Source organism: Streptomyces sp. IMTB 2501 (assembly GCF_001953885.1).
Classification (GTDB): domain Bacteria; phylum Actinomycetota; class Actinomycetes; order Streptomycetales; family Streptomycetaceae; genus Streptomyces.
Genome location: NZ_MQUS01000001.1, coordinates 790,177 through 815,590 on the forward strand (window position 1 = coordinate 790,177; position 25,414 = coordinate 815,590).

The window sequence follows — 25,414 nt, forward strand, 5'->3', positions numbered from 1 at the left end:
GGTTCAGTGATTACGGACCCCGGAACAACGATCCCGCGGATCACGGATCCGCCGCGGAACACCGATCCCCCCGCGGAAAACGGGCCCCCGCGTCCAGGAGCTGTCATGTCGATGTCGTTCGGTGCACCGTTCGGTTCGTCGGATCCGTTCAGCGAGTTGTTCAACCGGTTCTTCGGAATGTCTCCGGCGTCCTCGCCTCCCGCGGTGCAGCGGGTGCCGATCGGCCGGCTGCTCACGGAATCGTCGCAGGAACTGCTGAACCTGGCTGCGCAGCGAGCGGTCGAGGACGGTACGGCCGATCTGGACACGGAACATCTCCTGTGGGCGGCCACGAAGGTCGAGCCGTCCCGGAGGCTGCTCGCCCAGGTGGGCGTCGACCCCGACACGCTGGCGGCCGAGATCGCCAAGATCCTGCCGCGCGAGTCCGGCGAGCCGTCCGCACAGCCGGGTCTCACTCCTGCGGCCAAGCGCACACTCGGCGCCGCCTACGCCCAGTCGCAGGCCGCCGGTGTGTCGTACATCGGTCCCGAGCACATCCTCAGCGCGCTGCTGGGTGACAGTGAGACGGGTGCCACCAAGCTGCTGCGGGCCGAGGGCACGGACACGCGGAAGCTGGCGGATCTGACCGAACAGGCGGCACGGGCCGACGGACTGCCCGCCGAGCGGAAGCAGCCTGCCACGACACTGGACGAATACGGCCGCGACCTTACCGAGGAGGCCAAGGCGGGCAAGCTCGACCCGGTGGTGGGGCGCGCCGAGGAGATCGAGCAGACCGTCGAGGTCCTCTCCCGGCGCTCCAAGAACAACCCCGTCCTCATCGGCGAACCCGGCGTCGGAAAGACCGCCATCGTGGAGGGGCTGGCACAGCGGATCGTGGCGGGGGAGGTGCCCGACACCCTCAAGGACAAGCGGGTCGTGGCGCTGGATCTGCCGGGGATGGTGGCGGGGGCGCAGTACCGGGGTCAGTTCGAGGAACGGTTGAAGAAGGTCATCGAGGAGGTCCAGGCCGCCAAGGGCCAGATCATCCTGTTCATCGACGAGTTGCACACGGTCGTGGGCGCGGGAGCGACGGGGGAGGGGTCGATGGACGCGGGCAACATGCTCAAGCCCGCACTCGCGCGCGGTGAACTGCATGTGGTCGGGGCCACGACGATCGACGAGTACCGCAAGTACGTGGAGAAGGACGCGGCGCTGGAACGCCGGTTCCAGCCCGTGATGGTGCCCGAGCCGACGGTGGAGGAGACCGTGCAGATCCTGGAGGGTCTGCGGGACTCGTACGAGGCCCACCATCAGGTCCGCTTCGACGACGCGGCGTTGGCAGCCGCCGCCGAGATGTCCGACCGCTACGTCACCGACCGTTTCCTGCCCGACAAGGCGATCGACGTGATGGACCAGGCCGGGGCACGGGTGCGGTTGCGCAGCGCGGGCCGTTCCACGGAGGTGGTCAGCCGCGAGGACCGTATCGCCCAACTCCGCCGTGAACTCGAACAGGCCGTGTCCGTGGAGGACTTCGAGAAGGCGTCGGAGCTGAAGCGGGACATCGCGGAGGTGGAGGGCGAACTCGCCGGCATCGAGGAGCGCCGGGAGGGCGTGGTGTCGGTGACGGCGGCGGACATCGCCGACGTGGTCTCGCGCCGTACCGGGATCCCGGTGTCGCAGCTGACGGCGAGCGAGAAGGAGAAGCTGCTCAAGCTGGAGGAGGAGATGCACGCCCGGATCGTCGGCCAGGACGAGGCCGTGACGGCCGTGTCCCAGGCGGTGCGACGCAACCGGGCGGGCATGGGCGACCCGAACCGGCCAGTGGGTTCCTTCCTCTTCCTCGGCCCCACGGGCGTGGGCAAGACCGAACTCGCCAAGACACTGGCCGCGTTGCTGTTCGGGGACGAGGACCGGATGATCCGGTTCGACATGAGCGAGTTCCAGGAGAAGCACACCGTGGCCCGGCTCGTGGGTGCCCCTCCCGGATACGTCGGCTACGAGGAAGCGGGCCAGCTGACGGAGAAGGTGCGCCGCCGGCCCTACAGCGTGGTCCTGTTCGACGAGGTGGAGAAGGCGCACCCGGACGCCTTCAACACGCTGCTGCAGATCCTGGACGACGGCCGGCTGACCGACGCCCAGGGCCGTACGGTCGACTTCCGGCACTGCGTGATCATCATGACCTCCAACATCGGGGCGCAGCGGATCCTGGATCACAAGGGTGATGTGTCCGAACTGAAGGGCGAGTTGATGGAGGATCTGCGGACGAGGTTCCTGCCGGAGTTCCTCAACCGGATCGACGACATCATCATCTTCCACGGGCTGACCGAGGACGATCTGGCGCAGATCGTGGATCATCTGCTGGAGCAGAGCAAGCGCCGCGTCCACGCCCAGGGCATGACGCTGGAGGTGACCGAGGCGGCGAAGAAGCTGCTGATCGCGCACGGTCATCAGCCGGAGTTCGGTGCCCGGCCGCTGCGCCGCACGATCCAGGCGGAACTCGACAACCGCATTGCCACCCTCCTGCTCAGTGGCGAGGCCGAGCCGGGAGACACCATCGTCGCCGACGTCCAGCACGACTCTCTGCACTGCACGGTGCGGAAGAACAGCAGCTCCGGCGAGCCCGCCGAGACCGGCGCCGCGACGACGGGGCAGTGACGGAGGACGCCATGGCGCACCATCACCACAAGTCCAACGAGCGGGTCGAGGGAAACCCGGACACCGGACACAGCCGGGGTATGCCTCGCCGGCCCGACGAGACAGAACTTGAGGAGCGCACCCGTGACGACCGGCGGGATGCGGGATCGCCGGTCGGCAAGTGGGAGGACTCCGGGAACCAACGCGAGGAGGAACAGGCCAAGACCGACCGAGAGCAGGGCTGACGGATCGACTCTGGAGGTTGTGATGTCCTCGAAGCGACGCCGGAAGAAGAAGTCGCGGCGCAACCATGCCGCCAACCACGGGAAACGGCCCCAGTGCTGAAGACAGGAAGGGTCACGGGACCATGGGCGCCGGCACCATCCGGGGCCGGCGCCTGACGAATCCGCTGGGAAGGTGGGCCAGTTCACCGTCACACACGTACACATGAGACGGATGACGTCACCTCGCGCCCCCTCGAACGCGGTCACGTCGAGGTGCACCGCATGAGTCCGCGGTGGTGGTCGGCGGTGGCCCCAACGGGCTCACTGCCGCCACCCTGCTCGCCAAGGTCTCGGCCGCGTCGAGGGAGGCCAGCCAGCTGACGGATTCGTCGGGATGGTGGAAGCGGAAGGTGGTGAGAGGGGCGAAGGGGCATCGCGGGTGCGGTGCTCGATCTCGCGGCGCCTGGTGGCATGTCGGGACCAGGCCCACCACACCGGATGCTCCCTGCTCAGCCAGCCCGTCCAGGTCTCCCGGTTTGTCGCCGAAGAGGGCCTCGCGCGTCACCGTACGCCGCAGCGACCTGCACAGGATGCGCGGCATGATCACGCGTCTGGGATGGTCCAGCCACAGTACGGTGTCGGCAGGGTCCCAGAGCAGGTCACGGACCTCCGGGTAGCCGACCGAGTCGACGATCCAGTGCGGGCCGGCCGCGACACGGGACACCTCTTCGGCGAAGGCAGGGCTGACGGTCCACTCGGGGCCGGTGAAGTAGGGCGCGTCCAACTCGTCGTACGGAAGTCCAGCAGACCGCCCACACTGCGGGCGAGCGTGGACGTGCCGGCACCGCTGATACCCGCCACCAAGATCCGCTCCATGGGGGCGTCCTAGGCCTGGGACTCCCGGGCCGCGGAGGTGAGGGACATGTCCGCGTAGCGCTCGCCCGCCACCTGCCCGGCGATCGGCTCCAGCACGGCCAGTTCGTCGGCGCTCAGCGTGATCCGGGTGGCCCCGGCGTTCTCCAGCAGGCGGCTGCGCTTGCGGGTTCCGGGGATCGGCACCACGGTCAGACCGTGCACCTCGGCCCGCTGCTGCACCCAGGCCAGCGCGATCTGCGCCGTGGTCGCCCCATGACCGGCCGCGATCTTGTGCAAGGGGGCGAGGAGCGCGGTGTTCGCCTTGGCGTTGTCGCCGGTGTAACGCGGCAGCAGCTTGCGGAAGTCACTGCCGGACAGTTCCTTGTCCGCGTCGGCGAAGGAGCCGGTGAGAAAGCCCCGGCCGAGCGGCGAGTACGGTACGAAGGCGACGCCCAGCTCGGCGGCCACGCCCACCACACTGCGCTCCACATCCCGGCTGAACAGTGACCACTCCGTCTGCACGGCGGCGATGGGGTGCACGGCGTGCGCCTCGCGCAGTTCGGCACCGGTCACCTCGCTCAGGCCGAGATGCCTGACCTTGCCCTCCCGCACCAGCTCGGCCATGGCGCCGACCGACTCGGCCAGCGGGATCCCGGGGTCGCGACGGTGCATGTAGTAGAGGTCGATGACCTCGACGTTCAGGCGGCGCAGACTTGCCTCGACCGCCGTCTTGATGTAGCCGGGATCGTTGCGGATGGCCCGGTATCCGGGGTCGTCCGCGCGGTACTCGATGCCGAACTTGGTGGCCAGCGTGATCTCGTCGCGGTGTGCGGCCACGAACGGCGCGAGGAACTCCTCGTTGGCGCCGACGCCGTACATGTCGGCCGTGTCGATGAGGGTGACGCCCGCCTCGACGGTGGCTTCCAGGGTGTCGCGGGCCGCGGCGTCATCGGTCTGGCCATAGGCGGCACTGATGCCCATGGAGCCGAAGCCCTGGGCGCCGACCAGGGGGCCGCCGGTGCCCAGCTCGACCTTGCGGATCTGTTCGATGGTGTTGCCCATGATGGCGCTCAGGCCCTTTCCGACGCCTGGCCGGCGTCCGCATAAAAGTCGATCTTGGTGTCCAGCAGGGTGAGGGTGTCGTGCAACTCGGCGATCCGTGCGAGAACTTCGCGCCGCGTCCGTTCCAGCATCCGCTGCCGTTCGCCGTAGGTCTCCGGTCCCTGGCGGACCAGCTCGGCGTAGCGCACCATGTCCGCGACCGGCATCCCGGTCAGCCGCAGCTTGGTGACACAGGAGAGCCACTCCAGGTCCCGGTCGTCGAACCGCCGTTGGCCGGCGTGCGACCGCTCCACCTGCGCCATCAGACCGATCTGCTCGTACCAGCGCAGCGTGTGCGGGCGGAGCCCCGTGAACGCCGCGACCTCGCTGATCGTGTAGCGGCCCTGGCCATCGGGCCGAGGCCGCGCCGACTCCGCCGACGTACAGGTGTCCACGGATGAGGAGTTCACGGGGGTGCTGTCGATCACCGTCATGCGGATCAACCTAGAAGGTTCAAGTGCGCTTTAAGCAAGTGCCTTCGGTGAACGTGGCCTCAGGTTCCGAAGATCAGGGGTAGATCTTCTGCTGCGCGGCGAGCATGGCGACGAACTTCTCGATGCGGGCTGCCCGGGTCTGCGGCTTCTTGGCGTCCTGGATCCGGTAGAGGATCGCGTACCGGTTGCGGCTGTCGAGCGTGGCGAAGAAGTCCGCCGCCGTAGGAGAGGCGTCCAGGGCCGCTCGGAGGTCGTCGGGCACCGTGGCCGTGCGCTGATTGGCATACGCCGCCTCCCAGCGCCCGTCCGCCTTGGCCCTCTCCACCTCCCGCAGACCGGCCGGCCGCATCCGGCCCTGCTCCGCGAGCTCGGTCGCCTTCTGCCGGTTCACCTTCGACCACTTGCTGCCCGGCCGACGCGGGGTGAACCGCTGCAGCCAGTACTGCTCGTCCAGCTTCTTCTTCTGCCCGTCGATCCAGCCGAAGCAGAGCGCCGACTCCAGCGCCGCCGCGTAGTCGACGCCGTCGATACCGGAGTCTTTCTTGGGGATCTTCAGCCAGACCCCGCGCACATCGGCAGGATGCTCCTCCAGCCACGTCTCCCACGCCTCCTGCGTGGCGAAGGCCAGCACCGGATCGGCCCCGATCCCCGCATCACCCGACATGCGGTTCATCAAAACCCATGCCGGTGGTGGGGTCAATCCATCCCTGCGGCAGGTCCGATCAGCAGGCATGACCGATTCCGACGGACATCCCCGGGTGGAGGCCGCACCGACGAGTGACCGCCGGCGCGGCGCGTCGCGAGTCATCGGTCGGCACGTGGCTGGGCAATGTCTGCCTCGGCGTCTCCCTCGGTGTGAGCGTCCGCACGGCCGCCCCGAGTCCCGCGCCGACGGTGGGAGAGGACCGTGCACCGCGACCACAACACGCCGCGCCTCGCTCACTTCACACCCCGCCTCGGTGACTCACCCCGCCCCCACTCACCCGCCGCCCGACTCACTCACGCCGCGTACCCCCCGTCCACCGAGAGTTCCGCGCCCGTCACATACACCGTTTCCGGTCCCGCCAGATAGGCCACCGCGGACGCCACCTCCTCGGCCGTGCCGAAGCGGCCCAGGGCGGTCATGGCCGCCTGGCCGGACGCGAAGGGCCCGTCCGCGGGGTTCATGTCGGTGTCGGTCGGACCCGGGTGCACGATGTTCGCCGTGATCCCGCGTACGCCCAGCTCCCGGGCCAGCGCCTTCGTCAGCCCGACGACCGCCGACTTGCTCATCGCGTAGAGCGTGGCGCCGGGGCCCGGTGTGTGATGGGTGACGCAGCTGCCGACGGTGATGATTCGCCCGCCCGGCGCCATGAGTGCGGCAGCGGCCTGGGCGGCCAGGAACATCCCCCGTACGTTCACGGCGATCACGTGGTCCACGTCGGCAAGCGACATGTTCTCCAAGGGCTGCATCAGCCCGACGGCCGCGTTGTTCACAAGGATGTCCAGGCCCCCGAGGGCCTCGTCCGCACGGCCCACCGCACCCGCCGCTTCCTCGGCGTCCGCCGCGTCGGCGCGCAGGGCCACCGCCCGCCGCCCCAGCGCCTCGACGGCCCGTACCACCTCCTCCGCAGCCTCCTTTCCGTGCACATAGGTCACGGCCACATCGGCACCCTCCTGTGCCAGTCGCAGTGCCGTCGCCGCACCGATGCCCCGGCTGCCGCCGGTGACGAGTGCCTTCTTGCCCTTCAGGTTTGCCTGTGAAGTCATGCCTCCATCTCACCGGCGAGGCCCGAGGAACACCGGCGGCGAACGGACCTCGACCTTGCGGGGGAAAGAGGAGGGGACATGGGCCACGGCGGCTGTCAGTAGACGAAGGGCACCAGGCGCCTCGTTCTGCCGCGATAGTCCGTGTACGCGGGACCGAAGGCGGCTATGAGCAGGCGTTCCTCGGCGCTGATGCGCCAGACATGGGCGGCCGTCAGCAGCGGTGTCACGATCAGCGCCGCCGGCCAGCTGCCCAGGCCCAGCGAATACCCGATCCACACCAACAGGCTGCCGCAGTATCCGGGATGGCGGATGAGTCTGTACGGGCCCTCCTGCACCACGCGCTGATCCGCGACCGTCCGCAGTGTGCGGGTGTAGTACTGGGCCAGCGTGCGCATGCCCCAGGCACGCAGGGCCAGTCCGCCGGCCAGTACGGCGACACCGAGCCAGCGCACCGCCATGGTCAGCGGGCCTATCGATGCTTGGCCGAAGGAGACTGCTCCGCTTCGACGCGGCGCTCGTGCATGCCATGGACGCGGCCGGTCCCGCCACCCAGCGGGCGGTGGCCGTGCTGGCCGTGCGCCGCGCGTGCGATGCGGCCGGTCTGGCGGAGCTGGACTGGATCGCCGCGGGACTCACCGCCGTCACGGAGGGACGGGTGCTGCCGCCGCCGCTCGATGACGAGGGCCCTGCATGGCGAGCCCTCGACGCCGACCCACGGATCCCGGACAGGACGGTCCGCCGGGCCGTCCCGCCCGAGCGCCCGCCCTTCGAGACGCCGCTCGCCCAGGGCGAGGTCTCCGTGCCGATTCCCGTGCCCGACCCGACCACACTGGTCGCGGGCCCCGCGGCCGAGTGGGTGCAGGCGTCGCCGGCGCCGGCCGAACCGCCGAAACCCGAGCCCACCGGAGCAACGGGATACACCCTGCGGGTCACCATCGGCGAGCCGGATCCCGCCCTGCCCTTCTCCCAACCGGACATGGCCCTCCCCGCACTGTTCGGCGCTGCCGAGCCCTACCCACTGCAGGCGGCCCTGGACGCGGTGTACGCGGGCATCGCCACATACGGCGAGGACTACCCGGCCCTGCTCCGGGAGGTCTGGTCGGTCTGCGAGGGCAGCAGCTCATAGCAGGCGGGCCGACGGGGTCTGTGTCCCCGGACGGGCTGGGGGCGGAAGGCCTCATGTGGTGTGCGGGGCGGAAGGGGTGGTGCCGGGGGGAGCGATGGAGGTCGATGGCTACCTGTGACGCATGAGCGCCGCACAGGGAGTAGAGCATCACCAGCCGGAGTGGCTCGCCCGCGCGCCGCCGTGACGACGGCCGTGGTGTGGGCGCGCGCCGGTCAGCCGGGCGATTCCGCGGTCACCCAGGCGACTCCGCGGAGCGAGCTCGGCGATGGGCCGCGACGCGCTCGCGGGTTGCGCAACGCCGGGAGCAGTAGCGGCGTTCGGGCCCGGGCCCCTGGGTGATGAAGACGTTACGGCAGGTCGGCGATGCGCAGATTCTGCCGGGCGGGAGCTGGCGGTCCCAGACGAGGACGGTCAGTGCCAGGCAGGACGAGGCGAGGAACCACTCGTCCCAGGGGGCGTTGTCATCGTGGTCGAGGTGGGGGTGCCAGGGCGTGCCTCCGCCGTGTGAGGTGAGGCGGAGTGGTCCGGTGTGGGTGCGCAGCAGGCGGTTGAGGGCGACGGCGGCCTCGTCGACGTGCTCGGCGGTGAAGACCTCGCGGAGCTGGTCGGCGGCGTCACGCATCCGCGTGACATCGCGGGAGGTGAGGTCGAGGGGGCCTCGCTCGCCGTACTCGCGAAGCACCTCCGTCACGTGGCCGGGGTCGGCGTGGGCCTCGGCGAGGGCGTTGACCAGGGCGGCGGTGCGGCGGGCCATGGTCAGGACGGAGTGCCGCGTGGACCAGTCGCCGTCGGGGTGGTCGGGGGAGGACATCAGCGCAATGTAACGCATATTGCGAGTTTTTGAGTTACCTCCGTAACGTCACTTGGGTGAGAAAAAGTTACGCGATGGCCTCCTATGCCCTCGGGACGGTGATGGCACGCGTCGGGGACGAGGCGTCGGGACCGGCGCTGATGCTGGCTGGGTACGCCGTCGCCGGGTCGGCCGCCGAGGCCTCGGTACTGCTCGCGGGCATCACGGCCGCGGCGGCGGCGGGGGGCCCGGTGCTCGGAGCGGTGCTCGACAGGCAGCGCCGGCCCGGACGGCTGCTCGCGGCGGCGCTCGTCCTGTACGCGATTGGCCTCGCGGTGATCCTCGTCGGCCTCGGTCGCCTTCCGTTCGCCGTCACCGTCCTGATCGCCGTACTGACCGGGCTGCCGGGGTCGGCGCTGTCGGGTGGCTGGACGGGCCAGTTGCCGCGGGTGGTGCCGGCGGAGCGGCTGTCACGGGCCAACGCCCTCGATGCCATGACCTTCGGCATGGCGGGCCTGGCCGGTCCGGTCCTGGCGGGCGGCCTGGCCCAGACGCTGGGCGCATCGGCAGCCGTCGTGGTGTCGGCGGCGCTGATCGGCTCGGCGGCGCCCGCCGCGTGGATGCTGCCGGGGCGTCCCGTGCGGGCGTGGGACGCGCGGCGGGGTTCGCTGACCGGCGACCTCGCTGCCGGAATGCGGGTCATCGCCGGAAAACCCCGGCTGGCGCGGGCGACCCTGGCCTCCGTTGTGTGCTGTGTGGCGCAGGGCATGCTGACGGCCTGCGTGCCGCTGCTGGGTGACCGTGTCCTCGGCGGGCCGGGCCGCGGCGCGCTGCTGCTGTCCTGTGCGGCGGCCTCCGCCCTCGTGGCCAACGCCGTACTCGCGCGGTTTCCGCAGACCCTCACCCCTGACTCGATCATCTGGGGCGCCGCCCTGGTCCAGGCCGCCGCGCTCGCCCTGGCGGCAACAGGACGCCCAGCCGTGCTCTTCCTGGCCCTGCTGCTGGCTGGAATCGGGGAAGGACCGCAGCTCACGGCCTTGTTCGCGGTACGCCATCGCGAGGCTCCTGAGCACCTGCGCGGCCAGATCTTCACCACCGGCGCCAGCCTGAAGATCACTGGCTTCGCATCCGGTGCGGCGATCGCCGGGCCGCTCGCCACCTGGTCGCTGCCCGCCACACTGGCCACGGCGGCCGGTGTCGCGGCCCTCGCGGCGCCGGCCTTCCTCGCCGTGCCCCTGGACGCCGTCGGGCTGCCGGAGGAATCGGTACTGCCGGACTGACGCACACCTTGGTGTCGGTCGGGACAGATGCGTGATGATACGTGTAAACCATAACGATCTCGGCCTAGCTCTTGTGTGCTCGCCGATCCGTTCTAGCCTCCTGACATGGCATTTCTTTCAAGTCGCCGCAAGCGGGCCCGCCTTGCTCCGGAGCTGGACGACCAGCATCTGGGCAGGCTGCTGAAGTCGCTTGTGGCGACCGCCAGGACCGGCACCATCGCGACCACCGAGCTGTGTGTGGCGCAGATGTCCCGCCTCCTGGAGCAGGACCCGGGCGACTGGGACCGCCGGACGCATCGGATGGATGTCCTGGCGGGATACCTCGCCGGCTCGCATCTGTCGCGGGCCTGGGTCACGCGTGAGCCGCGCAGCGCGGACGCACTCGTCCTGCACGCCTGGACCCAGGTCGCACAGGCCCGCGGCCAGGGGCGCCTGGAAGACTCGGCCGGCACCGTCGACGCCTGTCTGCGGGCCGCCGAACTCGCCCCGGAGGACCCCACCCCGTGGGTGGCCCTCCTCGCGGTGGCACGCCTGGAACGCCGGGAGCAGTCCCAGGTCTTCGGGGTGTGGAACGAGATCCTCGTACGCGATCGCTGGAACCGCGAGGCCTACCTGAGCATGCTGAACTACCTCAGCCCGGAAGAGGCGGGCTCGCGTGTCCAGATCCTGGAGTTCGTGGACACCCTGCGCGCCCGCATGCCCGCCAACGCGCCGTGTGTGGGGACCGAACTCACCGCTCAGATCCTCCAGTACCACGCCATCCTCGGCCGCGGCGGATTCGAGGCACTGGTCGCGCGCAACCACTGGGCCCAGGAAATGGCCGCACAGGCCCTCGACCGCGCGGCGCACACCTGGAGCCAGGCGGGGTTTCTCCGGCACGCCAAGGCGCTCGCCGACCTCAACCTGCTCGCCTACGCGCTGGTGGCCGCGGACCGGCGTGGCGAGGCCCGTTCCGTCTTCGAGGCAGTGGGCGGCATCGTCACCGCGTGGCCCTGGCGGACCGGCGGTGACCCGGTGACGGAGTTCGAGGAGACGCGGCAGAAGGTCACCATGGGCCGGTGAGCCGTGGAGGGCTGTCTCTGGCACTGCGTCACTTCAGTCGGTCACCGACGATGGCGCAGGGCACACGACCGCACCGGACGAGCCCCGTCCGGGACTCGGCGACACCCGCCGGTGCCGGCCGGGACCGGCCCCGAGCGGACTGGAACAGCCCTCCGGCGCCCGGCACGGTCAGGACGGGGCGATGTGGCCACGGCTCACTCGCTGGCGCCCGGCTGGGACTCCTCCGCCTTCGCCGGCTCCGACGCGATGGGAAGGGTGTAGAAGACGGACGAGCCCTGCTTGGTGCGCTGGGCGCTGTTGCGGGCCACGAGGTTCTCCAGAGTGGTGCGGATGACCTTGGTCTGGATCTCCCGGTCGGGATGCGCCTTGCCGAGCGCCTCCGAGACCTCGGCCGCGGAGCGGGGCTCCTGCTGTTCCGAGAGATGGCGGCGGACGAGTTCGACAAGCGTGGGCTGAGCCGTCTGACCGGCCGACGTCTTCGCCGCCGGCTTGGCCGTAGACGGCTTCTTGGCGGACCGCTTCTTGGGCTCGGACTGCTCCGCGGTCGCCTTCTTCGGCGCGCGGCGCGGGCGGGACGCGGTGTCGGACGTGGTGTCGGACGCGCTGGGGGACTGCGTCCGCGGGGCGGGAACCACGGGGGCCTCGGTGGTGGCAGGTGCGCCCACCGAGGTCACGACGCCGAGCGCCTCCTGCATGCTCACGAGAATCGTGTGGTCGTGCTGCAGCGCGGCCAACTGATCCTGCAGGGTGGCGATTTCGTCGGTGATGCGTTCCTGTTCCTTGACGTTGCGCTCAAGGTCGTTGGTCACCTGGCTGACGTACTGAGAGGTCAACTCGGTGACGGGAGTGGTTGGCTCAGGCATCTGTCGCTCCGATCGTGACTGTGGTGCGCCCCTTCGCCTGCGGTTGCGGCAAGTGAGGAGCGGGAGTTGTGGTCGGGTTCCCCGGCAGAACGGGAGTTGTCCTGCGAGATGTCCCGACACATGGATGATACGGATGGACGGACCTGTTTCTACTCACTGAATCCTGTGCGTTGCGTGGGTAAACGCGTGGTAAGAGCCCAGGCTGCCACCGCAATCGGCAACACCCACACGAGATCGAGGCACGGCCGAACCGATGGCCAGGACATGGCACCGCACGCAGAATGCGGCCATGGGGTCATTCATCTCGTACGACGGCGCCGAACTGGCCTACCGTGCCTCCCGGGAGAGAAAGCCACTGGTGTGCCTGCCCGGCGGACCGCAGCAGTCGACCCACGTCGGCGACCTTGGCGGCCTGTCCGCGCACCGAAAGCTGATCAGGCTGGACCTGCGGGGCACCGGCTGGTCCGCCGTTCCGAAGGACCTCGCCTCCTGCCGCTGTGACCGGCTCGTCGACGACGCGGAGACCCCGCGCCGCCCCCCGGCCCAGTCGTCAAACTCCCTCCCGCACTGCCTCAAGGGCGTGGGAGGCGCCCCCGGCTCGCCACACCGACAGCACGCACCTGACGCCGCGCGGCCCGCCCTTCGGGCGGACGAGGGGAGTTCGACGACAGGACCTGGGCCTTGGACCACGTGGACCTGCTAGTGCACAGCGCAGGAGCCAATCCGGCCGTGCGGTATCTGAGCCGTCACCCCGAACGCGTCGACAGGCGCGCGCTCATCACGCCCGGCGTCAGAGCCGTCGGCCTGACCATCACCGACCGGCTCCGGCGCGAGACCGTACTGCCGCGCCGGGACGAGCCATGGTTTCCTGCGGCGTTCGCGGCTCTGGAGGCGATCGGCGCGGGCGCGGCCACGATCGAGAAGTTCCGGGCCATCGCGCCGTTCTTCTACAGCCGTTGGGACGAGGTGGCCCAGGCCCACAAGGCGGCGGAGGGCGAGCAGGTGAACCGGGATGTCGTGGCCGCGTTCGGCGCCGACGGCGCGTTCGGTCCCGAGGCCGACCGCACCGCGCTCGCCCGCTTCGCGGCACCGGTGCTCCTGCTCGCCGGTGAGGTCGACGTGGGTGCGCCTGCGCCCACGACGGCCGAGTTCACCGCCTTCTTTCCGGGCGCCCACCTCGTCGTACAACCTGAAGCCGGACACTGCCCGTGGCTGGACGACGCGGACCGGTTCATGGCAACCACCGTCGAGTTCCTGCACGGAGCGGCCACACATGTGCCCTGACGCCGTCGGCCGGCGTGCGCGAGGACCAGCCGGCGGCGTGCGCCGGCACCGTTTCTACAGAGGGTGTTCGCGCAGCCAGGCCAGGACCTGCTCGGCGTGCTCGTTCGGCGGGAAGACCGGGTAGAAGACATGCTCGATCACACCCGCGCGGAGGACGAGCGTCAACCGCTTGAACAGACGCATCCCTTCGACCTCGAACGCAGGCAGTCCGAGCGCGTCGGCAAGGCCGAGACCGGGGTCGGAGAGCATGTCGAAGGGCAGCGAGAGGCGTTCCACGACCTCGCGTTGGTAGCCGGTGCCCTGGCTGGACAGCCCGTAGACACGGCCGGCACCGGCTTCGAGGAGGTCCTGGAAGTGGTCGCGGAAACCGCATGACTCGGGAGTGCAGCCCCGGGCACCGGGAATGGAGTTCCAGCCCTCCGGCAGGTCGGTGCCGGGCCGACCCGTGAGGGGGTAGACATAGACGACCGTGCGGCGCGGGCCCAACCCGTCCAGGCACACCGTACGCCCCGCCGTGTCGAGCAGGGCGAGACCCGGTACCTCCGTGCCCGGCAGATGGTCCGCCGCGCCGTCGTCCCCGGGGACCGGCAGGTCCGCGGGCAGTGTCAGATAGTCCATGGCTTCTGTGTCCTTCTTCTCGGGCGGTACGACGCCGCTGCCCCGGTGGGCGGCGGCGTCGAGGTTGGCGATCAGCGTCGCGCGGCGGGCGCTCAGCGCCTCGATCCGCCCGGTCAGCTCGTCGATGGCCTCGCGGTAGCTCGCCAGCGAGGCGGGACAGTCGTCGGCGTACTCGCGTCCGGCCGCCAGGCACTTGAGAAAGGGCCGGGTGCGCTCGACGGGGATGCCCAGCCGGTGCAGTGTCCTGATCTCCTGTACGAGGCGTACGTCGTCCTCGTCGTAGTTCCGGTAGCCGTTGGGGAGGCGCTCGGGTGTGATCAACCCCAGCGACTCGTAGTACCGCACCGCTTTGGTCGTCACGCCGGCCTGACGTGCCAGCTCGCTGATCCTCATGCCGTTCACCTCGCTCAGACGCTAAACCCTGCCCTCGGGGGCAAGGTCAAGCCGTTGCGAGGCGGCCAGGTGGCCGAGGCATGTCCGTCCGCCGGGCGTGCTGTCAGGGGCGTGTCTTCTCCGGTGGCGCGGCGGCCGTGTCCGGGATTCGTTCGCGGAGCCGGCCCATGTCCTGGGCCATGGTCTTCGGGACGGTCTCTGTTCCACTCCTGGGCGAACCTGTCCGTGGCGCATGCGAATGCCTCGCGCAGCCGTCTTCGGAGGAACAGGAGGCCGACGGCGGCTGCGGGGCGAAGGACTGAGCGGCCACGGAGACAGGGCGAACTGCATCCCCCGACGCCCGTACCCGCGCGGCCGGGGCACGGCACGCGGGGTCCCTCCGCGCACCGGTGCCCGACCCACGCCTCGAACGGAGTACCGGAGAATCTCCGCCCCGGGGCCGCCTGCCACCATGCGAGCAGATCGACACCGGCCTCACCGTGCGCTCGCCGCAGAGGCTCCCGGCGGCCGAGAAACCGTACGGACCCGCGTAGTTCGGCGGCTGTCGGGCGGCCGACAACTCGGGCGGCCGACAGCGTGGCGCGTGCCCGCCAGTGCCGTGACCGTGCCCTCGTCTCCGCTCATGTGTTCCAGGCGGACCGACGGGTCGCTGCCCCAGCGCCACTCGATGATCCGCACCTGCTCGCGTTCCCGGTTCTGTCCGCCTCGGACACGCACGCGTACAGCGCGAACCAGGGCCGGGGCACGGACGTGACGGTGACCGAGTGGCTGATGCGGCTCATCGGAACCCGGTCGCCCGCACCACGGCGTGCGGAGGGGACCCGGCAGAGCGTGTGCGGGACATGCCGGCGGTCCTGCCGAGCTGCCCTGCCTCGGCCGCACCGGCCCGGGTGGCCCGGTCAGGAGGAGTCGCGCGCCAGTCGCTGGAGGACATCCACGGCCCGCTCGGCCTGCTCGTGGGGCACGAAGAGGTGGTCGTGGTGGAAGCCGGCGACGACATTGCAGCTCAGGCCCGCGTCGGCGAGGGCGCGGGAGACCGCGGCTGTCAGCCCCACCGCGGCCAGCGCGGAGTGCACCCGCAAGGTGATCCACGCGGCGACATAGTCGTACGCCATCCCCGCCCCGTCCGCCTCCGCCTGCGGCACGACGAGGGTCAGGCCCTCCTGCTCGGCGACCGTCACCACGGGGGTGACACCGGACGGCACGCCGCCCTCGGCCATGGTGAAGACATAGCGGCCCGGATTCAGCTCCGGACGCATGCCGCGGAGCAGTGTGTGCAGATCAGTCTCGCCGGTCACGGACCCAGACTACGGGCCACCGGGCCGCCCGCCTCGGAGGCGAGCGGTGACGTTCACGTGTGTGGCCCGGCGGCTCACATCGGGCCTGGCCTCCGCGCCGCCGTCAGGTGCGCGCGGTCGTGCCGTCGCTGAGGTGCAGGACCGCGTCCACCGCGTCGAGCGTGGCCCGGTCGAGCGGGAAATAGCCCTGCCTGGGGTGGGTGTCCGTCCGTGTGCGGGCGGCGGGGGCCCTGGTGGACGTCGTGACCGCGGTGGCCGCTTCCAGGCCCCATGTGGTGATACGGCGCTGGAGGCGGTCCTCGTAGGTGTCCGGAGCCGGGTCGCGCAGCCCGAGGGCCTCGCTGCGGCCCAGGCTGCCGATGACACAGACGTACCGCTCGCCCAGCAGGGAGCCCACGACGGCACCGGCGCCGGACCAGTCGGCGGCCAGGTCGCCCAGGCGCCAGATGCACAGGTTCCGTTGCAGATGGAGGTTGTGCGCGAAGACCAGGGTCGCGCCCCGAGCTTGCTCGATGCTGCGGATGTCCAAGAGGTTCTGGGCCATGAGCGCGTCCCGGGCGGCGAGCAGACCGGCTATCCGGAGGCTTGCTTCGAGGGGCTGTGCGGACTGCTTGTGGTAGCGCAGCAGGCCGAGGCCGGCGGTGAGGTGGGTCCGGGCCCTGAACCACGCGTCGCGGGAGGTCGCCGCGATCAGTTCCGGGGCCCGTGAGTACAGCGCGTTGAGCATGTCGTCGGCGAGCGACCGCAGCCGCTCGGCCTCGGCCGAGGCGCCGGGCGACATCGCGGCGTCCAGGACCGCCTCCTCGCGGCTCCAACGGGCGTCGTCGCCGGTGAGGCCCGCGATGTCGAGGTCGAGTGCCAGATAGTCCCGGGCGTGTTCCAGATAGGGCCGCGGGCTGGGTGCGCTGGTGTTCTCCGTCGGCGCGTCGAAGCCGTGGAAGGCCAGTCGCTGCCTCGGCGGCCGGTCCTCGTTGTACTCGCGCATCCAGCTGACCAGCCGCCGGTTGGCGTCCTGGCCTCCCCAGCCGTGGGGGAAGCCTTCGCGCATGACCGTGTCCAGGCTGCCGGTTCCCTCCTGGACGTAGTCGTTCACGGCGAGGGCGGCCACGCGGTCGATCTCGTGGGCGATGGAGCGGAAGCCGTGCTCGACCAGCTGGGCGAACAGTTCGTTCCGTACCCGGCCGAAGGCCGGTTCCTGATGTGTCGGCTCACCCAGCGCCAAGAGATCGCATGACGGGGTCACGAAGTCGCGTATGTCCTGACTCATGAACCTCAATCGTATCCTTGAAAGATCAGTTGAGACTTTGCAGCGGCCACAGTGCGCAGATGCAGCCACTCCGAGGAACAGGCCTGCGGTAAAGTCTCAACCGGTGATCACCTTGCGACCGACCGACCTCGCGCGCGGGCACGGCATCTCGACCCAGGCGGTGCGCAACTACGAGCGGCACGGATTCATCCCGCCCGCCGAGCGCACCCCCAGCGGCTACCGGATCTACACCGAGGTGCACGCGGCCGCCCTCCGCGCCTACCTCTCGCTCGTCCCGGCGTACGGCTACGCGGCCGGCGGCCAGATCATGACCGCACTCCACCGGGACGACCTCGACGAGGCCCTGACGCTCATCGACCGCGGGCACAGTCAGCTGTTGCGCGACCGGGACACTCTCGATGCCGTGCGCACAGCGGTGCGGCACCTGACGGCGGAGTCCGAGGTCGCCCCGGTCCCGGCCCCGGACGCGGGGACCCGCACCGTCGGCGAACTCGCGCACCAACTCGGTGTCACGCCGGCGACCCTGCGCAACTGGGAAAACGCGGGCATCCTCTCGCCCGCCCGGGACCGGGCCACCGGATACCGTGTCTTCCACGCCGACGACATCCGTGACGCCGAGCTGGCGCACCTCCTGCGACGCGGGGGCTATCCGCTCGACCACATCGCCACCGTGGTCCAGCAGGTCCGCACGGCCGGCGGCACGGACGCCCTCGCCGCCTCTCTGGACGCCTGGCAGCGCAAACTCACCACGCAGGGCCGCGCCATGCTGCACGCGGCCACGCACCTCAGCGCGTACCTGAAGCACCTCGACACCGACAACCGGACCGACCCCCGCTGAGTCATACGGCAGGTGCTGTGGCGGCGGGACGTCACCATCGCGGCCACAGCCAACCGAACCCCCTTACCACTGAGCCAAGTTGATGCGATGCGCTTCGCTTTCAAGACATCGCCGCAGGGCACCGCATGGGAGGCCATGCTCGACGTGTGGCGGGCGGGCGACGAGATCGAGATCTTCGAGTCCGGATGGACCTCCGACCACTTCCAGGCCATGCACGGCACCAGCCCGACCACCCCGCGCCTGGAGGGCTGGATCACTCTGGCCGCACTGGCCCAGGCCACCCGGCGCCTGCGCCTGGGCACGCTGGTCACCGGTATCCACTATCGGCACCCGGCGGTCCTCGCCAACATGGCCGCGACCCTCGACGTCATCTCCCACGGCCGGCTGGAACTCGGCATCGGAACAGGCTGGAACGAAGAGGAGTCCCGTGCCTACGGCATCGAGCTGGGCACACCGCGGCAACGCAGCGACCGCTTCGAGGAGGCCTGCGCCGTGCTCACCGGCCTGCTCGGCCCGGAGCAGACCACCACCTTCAAGGGCGCGTACTACGAGCTGACGGACGCACGCTGCAACCCGAGGCCCGTCCAGCGCCCTCATCCGCCGCTGTGCATCGGCGGCAGCGGGGAGAAGCGCACGCTGCGGACCGTCGCGCGGTTCGCCCAGCACTGGAACTTCGACACCGGAACGCCCGCCCCGTTCCGCAGGGCACGCCAGGTGCTGTCCGAGCACTGTGGCCGCATCGGGCGCGACCCTGCGGAGATCCGTCTGTCGGCCCAGGTCCGGCACACCGGCGACCCCGCCGAAACGGCCGCGAGCGCCGCCTCCTTCGCCGCGGAGGGCGCCGAACTGGCGATCGTCCACCTTCCGTTGCCGTACTCACCCCAGGTTCTGGAGTCCCTGGCCCACGAGCTGGCGACGGTTTCGTGAGCGGGAGGGCTTCGGAGAGATCGGGGGGCCGGTACTCTGCGCCGGATGAGAGTCGGTACCGAACAGACCCGGCTGGTGGTGCTGCGTGGCAACAGCGCCTCGGGCAAGTCGTCCGTCGCGGCCGGTGTCCGTGACCGTTTCGGCCGTGGACTCGCCCTGGTGGAGCAGGACCATCTGCGCCGGATCGTACTGCGGGAGCGGGACCTGCCGGGTGCGGCGAACATCGGCCTGATCGACACCGTCGCCCGGTACGCCCTGGACGCCGGCTATCACGTGCTGGTGGAGGGCATCCTGTACGCCGACCGCTACGGCGACATGCTCGCCCGGCTGCGCGTCGACCACCGGGGGCCGACCCACGGTTACTACCTCGATGTGCCGTTCGACGAGACCCTCGCCCGCCATGCGACCAAGTCGTTCGCCGGCCATGTGGGCGAGGCCGACCTGCGGGACTGGTACCGGAGGCGTGACCTGCTGCCCGGGGGAGTGGAGACGGTCATCGGCGCCGACAGCTCGCTGACGGAGACGGTCGACCACATCATGCGCGACACGGGGCTGGCCGGCCTTCCGCCGCTGGACATCTGACACAGCCCGCGTGGTCGGCACGGCCCGGCCCGATCTCTCACGGGCACATGCCCGTACGGTGTGTGTCCGGCGGGGGACCGGGCCGAGTCGCCGGGACCCGCCCTGATGCGGGCCCCTGGCGATCGGCGTCCACGGCCCGGGCGCCGAGCCCGGCGATGTACCGACCGCCCGCGTCCGGCCGCAGAGCACCCGGTCCCCTGGAAGGCTGTCCGCTGCTGTACCGCTGGCCCCGGCTGGAGGTACCCATTCGCGCCGGCCCTCCAGCCGGGATCCCGTCAGGCGCCGGTGGCCGGAACGGTGAAGTAGTGCCCCTTGTCCAGGTCTTCGAGGAGATCCGGGTGGGTCGGCGTCCAGCCCAGCAGTTCGCGGGTCAGGGTGCTCGATGCCGGGACGTCGATGCCGAGGAAGTCGGCCAGCCAGGTGAAGTGCTCAGGCGCCGCCTCCGGAGCCACGGAGACCACCGGCACATCGAGATGCCGGCCGATCACCTCGGCCACGTCACGGATCGTGACGCCCTCCTCCGCGACACCGTGCAGCACCGAACCGGCCGGGGCCTGCTCGGCCGCGAGGCGGAACAGCCGCGCGGCGTCGCGGCGGTGGACGGCCGGCCAGCGGTTGGCGCCGTCGCCGATGTAGCCGGAGACGCCTTTGGCGCGGGCGATGGCGACCAGCATCGCCATGAAGCCGTTGTCTCCGTCGCCGTGGCAGGTCGGCGAGAGCCGCACCACGGACGAGCGGATGCCGCGTGAGGCGAACGAGAGCACCTCCTGTGCGGTGGTCGCCCGGATCGCGATCGGCGAGTCGAAGTGCGCGGGCATGTCCCGCTCGGTCGCCACCCGACCGGGGGCGAGTCCGGCCAGGCCGGAGGCGAGGACGAAGGGCCGGCCGGTGCCGGCGAGCGCCTCGCCGAAAGTGTCGACGGCGCGCCGGTCGGCCTCGGCGGCGCCCTTGAAATCGCCGCTGAAGGCGGTGTCGTGTTTGAAGGCGAGGTGGATCACCCCGTCCGACGCGGCGGCCGCGTCCCGCAGGATGTCGAGGTTGTCGACGGTGCCGCGGACGACCTCGGCGCCCGCCGCGGTGAGCGCGGTGGCGGAGGCGTCGGAGCGGGCGAGCCCGGCGACCTGGTGTCCCGCTTCGATGAGCTGGGGTACGAGGGCGGATCCGATCCAGCCGGAGGCGCCGGTGACGAAGATGCGCATGGGAGACCTCAGAGAGTCGATGTCAGTCACTGTCGTAGACGGTACACCCGATGTCAGTCCCTGTCATCACGTAAGATCTCCGCATGGGTAGATGGGAGCCGGACGCGCGCGGACGCCTGGCGAAGGCCGCGCTGGCGCTCTATGCCGAGCGCGGGTACGAGCAGACCACCGTGGCCGAGATCGCCAAGCGGGCCGGGCTCACGGAGCGGACCTTCTTCCGGCACTACGCCGACAAGCGCGAGGTGCTCTTCGCCGGCTCCGGTGAGCTGGAGGAACTGTTCGTGCGGTCGGTCGCCGACGCCCCGGATTCCGTGGCGACGCTGGACGCGCTGACGGTCGGCCTGGACGCCGTCGCCGAGTTGTTCGCCGACCGGCGTGAGTTCGCGCGCCGGCGGCACGCCGTGATCACGGCCAATGCGGAACTGCAGGAACGCGAGCTGATCAAGCTCGCCTCGCTGGCGGCCGCGCTCACCGGCACCCTGCGCGGCCGCGGTGTCGCCGAACCGGCCGCGAGCCTGGCCGCCGAGGCGGCGGTCGCCGTCTTCAAGATCGCCTTCGAGCGCTGGATCGCTCCGGACGAGGAACGCCCGATGCCGCAGCTGATAAGGGAGTCACTGGCCGAACTCAAGGCCGTGACCTCGGGCGCCTAGGGCTCGCCCAGGGCTTGTCCGGCCGACGCGGCCCCATCCTTCCTGGCTGCGCCGAACTGCCCTGTCGCCGCAGGGCAGTTCCGCCGTTCGTTCGCGGCGAGGCCGCTACGGCAGGCCCCACGCCGGCCCCGGATCGCCGACGGCGACGGGAGCGATGACGAGGTCGGGCCGGGAGCCGGAGTGGACGAGGACCTCGCGGCCCTTGGGCAGGTCGATGGCGAGGGTGCCCTCGCCCAGGTCCCGGGTGCCGGCCGGAGTGCCGTCGTCCAGCAGCACGGTGAGAGGCCCGCTCAGTCCGTGCCGGAGCTTGAGCGGCTCGCCCGCCAGGCTCCTGACCCGGATGAATCGCGTGGCTCCCGCCGTGCGGACGGCGCTGACCAGGAACGCGCCCTGCGTACGGAAGTTGTGCAGGGTCACGTCCGCCCAGGCGGACGGAACGGCCGGGAACACACGGACGACCCCGCCCCAGCTCTGGCAGAACATGTCGTGCAGGGACTGCGAGGCCGACAGTGGCGTCTCGATGACCGGGCCGGCCTCGGTGTAGTGCGTGTTGGCGCGGCAGGGGAAGCGGGTGCTCGGGTCGAAGAACTTCCGCAGATACGCGATCGCCGTGTCGCCGTCGCCGGTCATCGCGTACATCGACGCGGCGCCCGTGTAGCTGTAGCCCCGGTGGGCTCCGGTCAGCGCGTGCCAGTGGGCCACCGACTTCGTGATCAGGTCGCGGCTTTCGGGCTGGTCCCAGTTGACGAGGTAGAGCGGGTACACCATCAGCAGATGCGAGTAGTGCCGGTGGGACTGTGCGTACGGGGTGTCGGCGCCGATCATGAAGCCGTTGTCGTCGACCGGGTAGGGCGTGAGCCGGGCCAGCACCTCCTGCCAGCGTGGCTTCAACTCATCGTCGATTCCCAGTAGTTCGGCCGAGTCGAGGAGCGTCTGGCAGCCCCAGCGGATCAGGGCCAGGTCGTAGTTGGTGTCCTGGGGCGGCACGACGGGGTACTCGGGTGAGAGCGTGCTCGGCAGATGGAGCTTGCCGTCGCCGCCCGGGGCGAGAAAGTGCAGGTAGTAGTTGATGGCCCGGCGCAGCACGGGGTAGATGGTGTCCCGGAGCAGGGCCTTGTCCATGGAGTGCCGGTACGACAGCCACACGTTGTGCAGCGCCCAGGTGAGGTCGCCGGTCTCGGCTCCCGTGCCCGGCTCACCCACACCCCGGTTGGCGAACATGTCGGAGCTGCGGCCGATGCCGGAGCTGTCCGAGCGGTAGGCGGCGGGCACGTTGGCGGCGAGCTGCTCCTGGTTCTGGCGCACCGTGGTGGCGAGCGAGTCGAGTTCGGGGTGGTTGAAGCCCTGGATGAGCCAGTACTCCAGCTGGACGTTGAGGTTCCACCAGACCGCGGGCCAGGGCGTGGGCTCCAGCCATGGACCGGAGGTGGCCATCACGGGGCCGCCCGCGCGGCCGGCCGAGGCGACCTTGTACAGCTGGATCCAGTGGAAGCTCTGCAGCCGCTGGTCGGGGAATGACACGAAGCTCTTCCGGTACAACGCGTGCCACCAGCCGGTGTGCCGTCGCCGCAGGACGGCGTACGACGGCGCGCGCCGGAGGTTGCCCAGCGAGTCGGCCTCGGCGGCGGTGCCGGAGGGGAAGCTGTGCGCGACGCTGAGCAGGAGGTCGTCGCCGGTACGGCGGTACGCGGTCGCGGTCTGACCGCCGCCGGTGAGGGGCTGCAGAAACTGCGCGGTGCCGTCGGCGGTGGTGCGGGTGGTCCAGGGTGGGTTGGCGGTGTAGCCGGCGGGCGGGGCCTCGCTGATGCGGCGGGGGCTGACGGCCTCCTCGGGGTGGAACGTCCAGGTGACCTGCTCTCCGCCGGCGGCCGTGACCCGGGCGGCGAAGACCTCGTCGTGGATGAGGGCGGACAGGGTGAGGGTGCCCACGGTGGTGGTGACGGTCCCGGTGAGTTCGGCGTTCCACAGGCTCAGCCGCCAGTCGACGGCGGTGATCGTGCCGACCGGATCCAGCGTGAGATGCCCGACCGGCAACCGGCAGGTGCCCCATCCGCTGCCGAACTCCGGGCGATGGTCCTGGACGCGGCCGTGCTGCACGGTGAAACGGATCCGGTTCGCGCCCGGCTCCCGGTACACCATGCTGCCCAGCAGCCCGTCCCCGAGGAATGGACCCTCGTACCACAGCGTCGGCAGCCTGGTCCACAACAGGTCCTGGCCGCGCAGGAATCCGTCCCACGCCGGATCGGAGGTCATGGTGTCGCGAAGTCTCCAAGGACATCCGATGTCTTCACCCGCGGATCCGGTGCCGGTAAAAGACCGCTCCGGCTGCGCGGCCTGCGTGGCGTGGGCCGGTCCGGGCAGCGCCGCCACCGCCGCTCCGCCCAGTGCGGTGCCGAGCAACGCTCTGCGGGGAACCGGCGAGCGCTTCTCCGGCTGCGAGGTCATCATCACCCTCCAAACCTGACGGATCATTGAAACATCGGGTCTATCGGGGAACCTAGGCATGCCTCGTGCACATGTCAACAGTCGCACCGTTCGATAACGATCCATCAACTGTGTGCACGAGCATTCATAGAACGTCCATACGATCTGCGCATGAACAGAGCTGTGAAGATCGGCCTCGCCGGTACGTGCACCGCGCTGCTCGCCCTCGGGGGACTCGGTACCTACAACATCGTGCACGGCCTGGCCTCCGGTGCGGCGGGTGACGGTACGTCCCAGGACGCGCGCGGATTCGACCCCTCCGAGGTATCGAGTACACCGCCGTCGGGCGCCGAGGCGACGAAGCTGGCTCGCGCCTTCCTGGCCAACTGGTCCCAGCAGCACCTGGACGGCGCGTCGAGCGACACCGACACACCCGACACCGCCAGGCGGGCGCTCCGGGAGTACGCCGACGGCCTGCGCCTGAAGAAGCTGACGTTCGATCACATCCTGTCCGCCGGCCCCTCGTCGGTGACACCGGGAGCCACCAAGGTCACCTTCGACGTCACCGCTCAGGTCGCGGGCGGCACCTGGAGCTACGCGAGCGCGGTGGCGGTGCGCAAGAGCACGAACGGTCAGCTGGCGGTCCACTGGAACAACTCGGTGCTCCATCCGGGCCTGGGCGACGGCCAGTCGCTGACCGCGGGCACGCTGCCGGCCGGCTCGGGCGGCGCGAAGGTCGTCGCGAGCGACGGCAGGACCGACCTGTCCACGTTCCCCTCACTGCGGGACGTCGCGGCGACCATCGGCAAGAACGCCAAGGCCACGGGTGGAAAACCCGGAACGGGAGTGGCCGTGGTCGACGGGGGCGGCGCGGGTGTGCAGACGCTGAAGGTCTTCGCCAAGGGCCGGCCGGCCCTCGTCAGGACGACCATCGACGCAGGCCTCCAAGGGGTCGCCGAGCGCGCGGTGAAGGACGCTCATCTGCAGCAGAAGCCCGCGGGTACGGTGGCGCTCGACTGGCGCAACGGCCACGTCCTCGCGATCGCGCACACCGGTGAGGACGGCGACATCGCCCTCAACGGCATCAAGTCTCCGGGCTCCACGATGAAGATCATCACCGCCGCCGCCCTCTTCGACAAGGCGGGCCTCACGCCGAGCAGCCCGGCGCCGTGCACGGACTCGCTGATGGCCAACAGCCAGTTGTTCCACAACGACCCCGGCGTCCGGGCCGACCCCGGCTCCTCCCTCGCCCAGGCCTTCAGGGTGTCGTGCAACACCTCCTTCATCAAGGACGGTTTCCACCACCTGGTGCACGACAGTGACGCCTCCGCGCTGAACGAAGAGGCGGTGAACGTCTTCGGCATGGGCAACTGGTCCATCGGCGGCGGGGTCGCCACCACCGACCCGAGCATCCCGGCCGACGCCCAGGGCGGCGACCAGGCGGCCCAGTTCATCGGCCAGGGCAAGGTCACCGCCACGCCCCTGTTCATGGCGTCCGTGGCGGCCACCGTGCGCAACGCCGGCTTCGAGCAGCCGGTCATCCTGCCGGGACAGCACCAGGAGACCGCACCCCGCCCCATCTCCGCGCGCACGGCCGACTATCTGCAGTCAATGATGCGCGACGTGGCCACCAGCGGCACTGCGGCTCCGCGACTGGGCGGACTGGCCGGCGTCGGCGCCAAGACCGGCACCGCGGAAGAAGGGGACCACACCAACGGCTGGCTGACCGCCTACGACTCCCGTATCTCGGTGGCCGCGCTCGTCGAAGGGGGCAGCTCGGGCGTGGACTCCGCCGGATACGTCGTACGACGGCTGCTGACCGGCGGCTGAGCGCGGG

Annotated in this window: 24 protein-coding genes and 1 pseudogene; 12 read left to right on the plus strand and 13 right to left on the minus strand. The window is 70.5% G+C overall.

Features of this window, described 5'->3' with window-relative positions; genetic code table 11:
• Positions 1–105 precede the first annotated feature (105 nt).
• Together AV521_RS03705 and AV521_RS03710 are read left to right on the plus strand one after the other, a co-directional pair.
• Positions 106–2,634: an ATP-dependent Clp protease ATP-binding subunit gene (locus tag AV521_RS03705; protein ID WP_076083117.1), complete on the plus strand. Its 2,529-nt coding sequence runs from the start codon at positions 106–108 to the stop codon at positions 2,632–2,634.
• Positions 2,635–2,645: 11 nt separating this feature from the next.
• Positions 2,646–2,858 carry a hypothetical protein gene (locus tag AV521_RS03710; RefSeq protein ID WP_076083560.1) on the plus strand — a complete coding sequence of 71 codons (213 nt, stop codon included), beginning with the start codon at positions 2,646–2,648 and terminating at the stop codon, positions 2,856–2,858.
• A gap of 217 nt (positions 2,859–3,075) precedes the next feature.
• On the opposite strand, the gene AV521_RS03715 is transcribed toward AV521_RS03710, so the two are convergent.
• The 6 genes from AV521_RS03715 to AV521_RS03740 all read right to left on the minus strand — a co-directional run bounded on the left by AV521_RS03715 (position 3,076) and on the right by AV521_RS03740 (position 7,434).
• Positions 3,076–3,621 (minus strand): hypothetical protein, encoded by a 546-nt coding sequence (locus AV521_RS03715; RefSeq protein WP_076083120.1) that lies wholly within the window; start codon positions 3,619–3,621, stop codon positions 3,076–3,078.
• A gap of 101 nt (positions 3,622–3,722) precedes the next feature.
• The gene (locus AV521_RS03720; protein ID WP_076083123.1) at positions 3,723–4,754 is read right to left on the minus strand and encodes an aldo/keto reductase; all 1,032 of its coding nucleotides are present in this window, start codon (positions 4,752–4,754) and stop codon (positions 3,723–3,725) included.
• An 8-nt stretch (positions 4,755–4,762) separates the two neighbouring features.
• Complete coding sequence (locus tag AV521_RS03725) at positions 4,763–5,227, minus strand: MerR family transcriptional regulator (protein WP_076083126.1); 465 nt, start codon at positions 5,225–5,227, stop codon at positions 4,763–4,765.
• Positions 5,228–5,300: 73 nt separating this feature from the next.
• Positions 5,301–5,891, minus strand: coding sequence for a YdeI family protein (locus AV521_RS03730; RefSeq protein WP_076083129.1), 591 nt, complete (start codon positions 5,889–5,891; stop codon positions 5,301–5,303).
• A 335-nt stretch (positions 5,892–6,226) separates the two neighbouring features.
• Positions 6,227–6,976 carry an SDR family oxidoreductase gene (locus AV521_RS03735; protein WP_076083132.1) on the minus strand — a complete coding sequence of 250 codons (750 nt, stop codon included), beginning with the start codon at positions 6,974–6,976 and terminating at the stop codon, positions 6,227–6,229.
• A gap of 95 nt (positions 6,977–7,071) precedes the next feature.
• The gene (locus tag AV521_RS03740; RefSeq protein WP_079249098.1) at positions 7,072–7,434 is read right to left on the minus strand and encodes an isoprenylcysteine carboxylmethyltransferase family protein; all 363 of its coding nucleotides are present in this window, start codon (positions 7,432–7,434) and stop codon (positions 7,072–7,074) included.
• A gap of 17 nt (positions 7,435–7,451) precedes the next feature.
• On the opposite strand from AV521_RS03740, the gene AV521_RS50440 reads away from it, so the two are divergent.
• Complete coding sequence (locus tag AV521_RS50440; protein ID WP_256725415.1) at positions 7,452–8,102, plus strand: hypothetical protein; 651 nt, start codon at positions 7,452–7,454, stop codon at positions 8,100–8,102.
• 232 nt (positions 8,103–8,334) lie between these two features.
• Here AV521_RS50440 and AV521_RS03750 read toward each other — a convergent pair whose 3' ends face one another.
• Entirely contained in the window at positions 8,335–8,931 is a 597-nt protein-coding gene (locus tag AV521_RS03750; RefSeq protein WP_076083135.1) for a CGNR zinc finger domain-containing protein, read from the minus strand.
• A gap of 56 nt (positions 8,932–8,987) precedes the next feature.
• Here AV521_RS03750 and AV521_RS03755 point away from each other — a divergent pair, with 56 nt between their 5' ends.
• Complete coding sequence (locus AV521_RS03755; RefSeq protein ID WP_107480790.1) at positions 8,988–10,172, plus strand: MFS transporter; 1,185 nt, start codon at positions 8,988–8,990, stop codon at positions 10,170–10,172.
• A gap of 105 nt (positions 10,173–10,277) precedes the next feature.
• Entirely contained in the window at positions 10,278–11,234 is a 957-nt protein-coding gene (locus tag AV521_RS03760; RefSeq protein ID WP_076083141.1) for a hypothetical protein, read from the plus strand.
• Between the two features lie 194 nt (positions 11,235–11,428).
• On the opposite strand, the gene AV521_RS03765 is transcribed toward AV521_RS03760, so the two are convergent.
• Entirely contained in the window at positions 11,429–12,097 is a 669-nt protein-coding gene (locus AV521_RS03765; RefSeq protein ID WP_076083144.1) for a hypothetical protein, read from the minus strand.
• A 289-nt stretch (positions 12,098–12,386) separates the two neighbouring features.
• Between AV521_RS03765 and AV521_RS52550 the strand changes: the two are divergent.
• A pseudogene (locus tag AV521_RS52550) lies at positions 12,387–13,381 on the plus strand (alpha/beta fold hydrolase).
• Positions 13,382–13,435: 54 nt separating this feature from the next.
• Here AV521_RS52550 and AV521_RS03775 read toward each other — a convergent pair.
• The 3 genes from AV521_RS03775 to AV521_RS03785 all read right to left on the minus strand — a co-directional run bounded on the left by AV521_RS03775 (position 13,436) and on the right by AV521_RS03785 (position 16,957).
• The gene (locus AV521_RS03775) at positions 13,436–14,392 is read right to left on the minus strand and encodes a MerR family transcriptional regulator (protein WP_076083150.1); all 957 of its coding nucleotides are present in this window, start codon (positions 14,390–14,392) and stop codon (positions 13,436–13,438) included.
• A gap of 899 nt (positions 14,393–15,291) precedes the next feature.
• Complete coding sequence (locus AV521_RS03780) at positions 15,292–15,690, minus strand: ACT domain-containing protein (RefSeq protein WP_076083153.1); 399 nt, start codon at positions 15,688–15,690, stop codon at positions 15,292–15,294.
• A 103-nt stretch (positions 15,691–15,793) separates the two neighbouring features.
• The gene (locus tag AV521_RS03785) at positions 15,794–16,957 is read right to left on the minus strand and encodes an erythromycin esterase family protein (protein WP_076083157.1); all 1,164 of its coding nucleotides are present in this window, start codon (positions 16,955–16,957) and stop codon (positions 15,794–15,796) included.
• Between the two features lie 103 nt (positions 16,958–17,060).
• Here AV521_RS03785 and AV521_RS03790 point away from each other — a divergent pair, with 103 nt between their 5' ends.
• The 3 genes from AV521_RS03790 (at position 17,061) to AV521_RS03800 (ending at position 19,304) form a co-directional block, all read left to right on the plus strand.
• On the plus strand, positions 17,061–17,795 hold the full coding sequence (locus AV521_RS03790) for a MerR family DNA-binding transcriptional regulator (protein WP_076083160.1): 735 nt from the start codon (positions 17,061–17,063) through the stop codon (positions 17,793–17,795).
• An 87-nt stretch (positions 17,796–17,882) separates the two neighbouring features.
• Entirely contained in the window at positions 17,883–18,722 is an 840-nt protein-coding gene (locus AV521_RS03795) for an LLM class F420-dependent oxidoreductase (RefSeq protein ID WP_076083163.1), read from the plus strand.
• A 45-nt stretch (positions 18,723–18,767) separates the two neighbouring features.
• Positions 18,768–19,304 (plus strand): kinase, encoded by a 537-nt coding sequence (locus AV521_RS03800; RefSeq protein ID WP_076083166.1) that lies wholly within the window; start codon positions 18,768–18,770, stop codon positions 19,302–19,304.
• A gap of 275 nt (positions 19,305–19,579) precedes the next feature.
• On the opposite strand, the gene AV521_RS03805 is transcribed toward AV521_RS03800, so the two are convergent.
• Positions 19,580–20,503 carry an SDR family oxidoreductase gene (locus tag AV521_RS03805; RefSeq protein WP_076083169.1) on the minus strand — a complete coding sequence of 308 codons (924 nt, stop codon included), beginning with the start codon at positions 20,501–20,503 and terminating at the stop codon, positions 19,580–19,582.
• An 83-nt stretch (positions 20,504–20,586) separates the two neighbouring features.
• Between AV521_RS03805 and AV521_RS03810 the strand changes: the two genes are divergently transcribed.
• A complete protein-coding gene (locus AV521_RS03810) occupies positions 20,587–21,153 on the plus strand; it encodes a TetR/AcrR family transcriptional regulator (protein WP_076083172.1) in 567 nt (188 codons plus the stop codon).
• A gap of 105 nt (positions 21,154–21,258) precedes the next feature.
• Here the strand turns inward: AV521_RS03810 and AV521_RS03815 are convergent, their stop codons facing one another.
• A complete protein-coding gene (locus tag AV521_RS03815) occupies positions 21,259–23,406 on the minus strand; it encodes a Tat pathway signal sequence domain protein (RefSeq protein WP_256725417.1) in 2,148 nt (715 codons plus the stop codon).
• Between the two features lie 28 nt (positions 23,407–23,434).
• On the opposite strand from AV521_RS03815, the gene AV521_RS50445 reads away from it, so the two are divergent.
• Positions 23,435–23,617 carry a hypothetical protein gene (locus AV521_RS50445; RefSeq protein ID WP_256725418.1) on the plus strand — a complete coding sequence of 61 codons (183 nt, stop codon included), beginning with the start codon at positions 23,435–23,437 and terminating at the stop codon, positions 23,615–23,617.
• Positions 23,618–23,748: 131 nt separating this feature from the next.
• Complete coding sequence (locus AV521_RS03820) at positions 23,749–25,407, plus strand: penicillin-binding transpeptidase domain-containing protein (RefSeq protein ID WP_076083175.1); 1,659 nt, start codon at positions 23,749–23,751, stop codon at positions 25,405–25,407.
• The last annotated feature ends 7 nt before the right edge of the window (positions 25,408–25,414 follow it).